This is a genomic window from Ruminococcus sp. Marseille-P328 (genome assembly GCF_964249465.1).
Taxonomy (GTDB): Bacteria; Bacillota; Clostridia; order Lachnospirales; family Lachnospiraceae; genus Blautia_A; species Blautia_A faecis.
In genome coordinates this window covers 1-4,979 of the sequence record NZ_CAXUBQ010000052.1, presented here as the reverse complement: position 1 = coordinate 4,979, position 4,979 = coordinate 1, and the positions used below count along the sequence as shown (strand labels likewise).

Annotated in this window: 3 protein-coding genes; all 3 read left to right on the top strand. The window is 43.7% G+C overall.

From position 1 onward, the window contains the following. Window positions 1-180: 180 nt before the first annotated feature. Entirely contained in the window at window positions 181-1,599 is a 1,419-nt protein-coding gene (locus ACESTK_RS20295) for a Wadjet anti-phage system protein JetA family protein (protein ID WP_195993026.1), read from the top strand. After that, window positions 1,559-2,176 carry a DUF4194 domain-containing protein gene (locus ACESTK_RS20290; protein ID WP_118583732.1) on the top strand — a complete coding sequence of 206 codons (618 nt, stop codon included), beginning with the start codon at window positions 1,559-1,561 and terminating at the stop codon, window positions 2,174-2,176. Before ACESTK_RS20295 ends, ACESTK_RS20290 begins: the two co-directional genes overlap by 41 nt. Continuing rightward, window positions 2,145-4,979, top strand: a 2,835-nt coding sequence (locus ACESTK_RS20285) for an ATP-binding protein (protein ID WP_373120615.1), incomplete at its 3' end; no start/stop codon positions are given. The genes ACESTK_RS20290 and ACESTK_RS20285, both read left to right, overlap by 32 nt.

Below are 4,979 nucleotides of genomic sequence, written 5' to 3'. Positions count from 1 at the left end.
CGTTGCGCCGGCGAGTGAGTAATACACATTGTCCAAATGCGTCCGCATTAAAGAACTTTTAATCAACTAAATAGCAACTTAGAAAACCTTGTACAATAAAACCGGCTATGCTAAAATAAAGAAAGATTTCAGGGACAAAGCAGTTTGTCCCTTGTTTTACGTTTGAAGAAAGGATACCCTATGTTTCACATAATCCCCAACAATTTTTTTGTTCCGCTATCTTCGCCAAACCGAATTGTGTACTGGGAATGTATCAGCCGCCTTTTTGCCATTATGGAACACCAGCTCTCCTTTGGTGTGGAAAGAGAAGTGCTGGTAGACGAGCTGGAATTTTATTTTGGGCAGGAAAATGCGGCCCAGCTGGTGGAAGAAGAATTCCAGGCTGATGACAGCCGAAGCCGGGCTAACGGCATTTTGCGCCGCCTGGAATACTACGGCTGGATCGAAGTGGAAACAGACAAAAGCTACGTACAGCGTGTAAACTTCAAGGAATACGCTGTGAAAATAATCAAAACACTCCTGGATATCGCAGATGGGAAACAAATTGAATACCAGGGGTACATTTATACCATTTACAGTCTGGTAAAAGGCACCATGGATAAGCCGGGTATCGTGCTCATGCAGATCTGGGAAAACACCGACTACCTGATCACTGGTCTGAAAAACCTCAATTCCAACATCAAACACTACATTGATGACCTTACCAGACACAGCACGGTTGCCCAGATTATGGATGCACTGTTTAACGACTACATTACCAATATTGTAGACAAAGCCTACCACCGCCTGTTGACTTCTGACAATGTTTCCAAGTTTCGTCCGGAAATTATGCAGTGCCTGGAGAAAAGAAGCCACAATGAGGAATTTCTGGAAAAGGCATCTGCAGAGATTGCAGCTATCCGGGAGGTTTCCGAGGAAGAGGGGCGGGAACTGACCTACCGTTATCTTCACGAAATTATTGAGGCTTTCCGCAATATGGACGAGATTCTTCAGGAAATCAACCAGAAAAATACCCAGTACCAGCGAGCTGCCATCAACCGTGCCAAATTTCTCCTGGCAGGAAATGAAGATGTGCGGGGGCAGCTGAAAGAAATACTCATGGGAATTAATGAAGAAATCAACCGGGAAAATATGGATCTTGGGGGAATCTACCGCATTGATTTTCTGGATGATCTGGTGCGTATTTACCAGTGTTCTATTCTGGAACAAAGTTCTCTGTATCTGGCAGTAGAAGGGAAAAAGGAATTCATCCCCTCCAGTCTGGAGAATGAGGAACCAGACGAAGAGCTTCGCCGTGAGAAAATGAGAAAGATGGCAGAAAAGATCCGGAAAGTGATCAGTGTAGAGAAAATTCAGAACTACGTAAACCGTTATCTGGCGGAAAAGGATGAGCTGGAAGCAAGCCAGCTTCCTCTTAATAATGAAGAGGATTTTATCAAACTGATCTATGTGCGCCTTTATGGTCAGCGCAAAAATATGGGATATGTAATAGAAACTCTGGAAGAACGGGAAGTAAACGGCTACCGTTTCAAAGATTTTCGGATACGGAGGAGAGAAAATGGAATATCTGGAAGGAATGCTGCAAAAAGAAAAGGATAATTTCAGCAGGGTTTGCAACCGTCTTCTGGGAACCTGCTTTTTGTGCAAAGGAAACCAGAATACCAAAGCAGATTATTATTTTGTGCTGAAATACAGGAAAGAATTTAAAGAATATCTGGGCGTTCTTGGCTATCGCCTTGAGATAAACGAGGAATATGGAGTGATTCAGCTGACCAGTCCGAGAGGGTATAACCGGATGAATCTGAAGCTTTATGATTCCATTGTACTTCTGATCCTGCGAATTCTTTACGATGAAAAGAAGCGTGAGCTTTCCGCAATAGAGGAAGTAATCGTGAACCTTGGAGACATTCAGGATAAGTTTGTGAGTCTTAATATCCGTGACAGATTAATCGACAAAACCACCATGCGAAATGCCCTGAGCCTATTCCGAAGATATCAGATCGTGGAGCTTCTGGATAAGGATATGGGAGATGAAGAATCTCGTGTTCTGATTTACGACTCCATTCTGATGGTGGTACGTGCAGAAGACATTAAGGCAGCATATGAGAAACTGGAGACATACAGAAAGGGAAGAAACGAAAGCGATGAAGAAACTGACGAGGATGAAGCTGATTAACTGGCACAGGTTTAATAACTGTACCATAGAGTTTGGAGATTCCACTCTTTTATCTGGTGAAAACGGCGCTGGAAAATCCACTCTTTTGGACGCGATCCAGTTTGTGATCATCTGTTCCACCGGCTATTTTAACAAGGCGGCCCACGAGAATGGCAAGCGAAGGCTTACCGGATATATCCGCTGTAAAACAGGAAAAGAAAACCAGCCTTATGAGCGTACCGGCGAGATCAGCGCTCATGTTGCCCTGGAATTTTATGAGGAAAGCAAGGATAAATATTTCATTATCGGTGCTGTTGTGGACTCTGCTTCTGAGGGCCAGGAGACCACAGTGCGGTATCTGATGGAGAATACCAGGATCTCAGATGATCTTTTCCTGTACGGAAACCAGGTGAAATCCATTGCAGAATTCCGTGGTTCCAACATTGATATCCGCCAGTGGTGCAAGACCAATGTAGAAGCCCGTAGAATGGTCACAGCAAGACTTGGAAGGATTGAAGATAAGTTCTTCCGTCTGATTCCAAAAGCGCTTGCATTTAAGCCCATCGACGATATTAAGGACTTTGTTTACTCTTACGTGCTGGATGAAAAAGAAGTCAATATTGATGTACTTCGGGAGAATGTGCGTACTTATCAGGATATGGAACGTACCCTTGATAACGTGAAAAAACGCATGAAAAAACTGAAAAAAATACAGGAATTGTACCAGCGTGTACAGGAGCGTATTGAAAAGGACAGGATGTACGAGTATTTCCTGAAACGTAGTGAGCTGGAGCTTGTGGAAGGACAGCTTTCCAGTCTGGAAACTGCCAGAAAGAATGAAGAAATCCGTCTTTCCCAGGCGAAAGCCCAGCTGGAAATGCTTCAGAAAGAGCGCTCTGAAAAGCAGGAAATTGCCACAAATATCCGTGTAGAACTGCGCCATAACCAGGAATTTGTAGCTTTGGAAGAGGAGAAAAAAGAGCTGAAAAGGCTTCGGGATAAGAGACAGGAAGCTATGAATGAGGAGACGGAATTGAAGAAGAGCGTGGCTCAGGCGGCCAGGGACTGCGAGAGTTTGTTACGGACTATAGAGGCAGGGAACACTTCCAGATATTCTGCAGCAGTTTCTACCGAAATGAGTCAGTCTGCAAATGCAGAAAATGGAACTGGCGCAGATTTCGCTTCCTGTATCCGTGAATACCGGAAAAAACTTCAAACTCTGGATGGTGATATCAATGTAACAGAAATAAAGAGCCTTACAGATGATGTGATCCATTTCAAACAGATGCGCTATGGAGAACTGCAGGAAGAGCAGGCGCAGCTGAAGATCCGGCTGAATCAGAACCAGACAGAATGGGAGAAATTAAGCAAAAAGATCAATAAACTGAAACGCAAAAAGCTGACTTATCCATCTGGAGTAGAGCTTCTTGTGGAGTCTGTACAGGAAGAATTTGCGGGTATTGGAAGAGAAATCCAGCCTGGAGTGCTCTGCGAAATGCTGGAAATTAAGGATGAGGAATGGCGAAACGCAGTAGAGGGGTATCTGAATACGCAGCGTTTTTATGTGCTTGTAGAACCGGAGAACTTCGATATTGCACTTGGTATTTATGACCGTCTTCGAAGAGAGAAAAAGGTTTATGGAGTAGGTCTGATCAACACGAAAGATCTGGAAAAATACGACACTGCGCCTGCTGGAACTCTGGCAGAAGTAGTCACATCCCAGAACAAATATGCCCGTCAGTACAGCAACATGCTCCTTGGAAAAGTACAGATGTGCGAGCGTTACGAAGACCTGAAAAAGTATTCTGTTTCTATCACAAAGGGCTGTATGAGATATCAGAACTGTGTGGCAAGTGCCATCAAACCAGAGGTATTTCGTGTGCCGTTTATCGGCAAAAATGCTTTTACCGTACAGCTGGCACAGGCTGAAGAAGAATTTCAGAAGCTTAGTGAAACAATGGAAAATCAGGAGAAAAAGCTGTCTGACACAAAAGAGATTCTGGGACTTCTTTCTACAGAAAGTGACGTGGATATTAAGTACCGTCTGGATGTGATCGCTACTCTTCGTATGTTAAATAAATCCATTGATAAATGTGAGGAAAATATACGAAAACTGAAAGAAAATTCCACCCTGATCCAGAAGCAGCTGCAGCTGGATGAGCTGGAAAAAATGCTTAGGGGATTGGATTACACCATCAGCTCCGACACGGAAAAAATCGGTGGAATGCGTGCCCGAATCCAGGATTTGATTGCCAGAAAACAGACACTTCTGGAAAAACAGATTACCGGAAAGAGTGAGGTAACCGCTCTTGTAGCAGATGCGGGAGAATGTTTAAATAGCTGGAATCGGGAATATAAGGAGGCTCTGGGAGTAGGATCAATTGAGCAGTTTCAAAGTGAATATTTTTATAAACTGCCTTCTAATAAGAGAAAATATAACAGTGAGAGATGTCAGATTGCCAAAGACAATATGATAAATGCCATGGTGGAGTATAAGAACGAGCATGATTTTGGTGCAGCTGCCAGTCTGGAAGGTTTTCCTGAATTTGAGGCGGTGTATGAACGTTTGAAAAACTCTGAACTTCTTGATTATGAGGAGAAAGTACAGTCTGCCCATAAAGCGGCAGAAACAGAATTTCATGAGCAGTTTCTGGCGAAATTACAGGAGAATATGAAGCTTGCCCAGGGGGAATTTAAGGAACTGAACAAGGCGTTAAAGGGCATTGATTTTAGCAGTGAACGCTATGAATTCCAGTTGTGCGCCCAGCTAAGGGTGTGTAGTCAAGCCGGTGGGATTCCGGTTTATCCAAGGTTTAGCCAACCA

Bases quoted from the DNA above. Each gene is read 5' to 3' on its own strand.
- ACESTK_RS20295 (WP_195993026.1), top strand. From the start codon at position 181: ATGTTTCACATAATCCCCAACAATTTTTTTGTTCCGCTATCTTCGCCA.
- ACESTK_RS20290 (WP_118583732.1), top strand. From the start codon at position 1,559: ATGGAATATCTGGAAGGAATGCTGCAAAAAGAAAAGGATAATTTCAGC.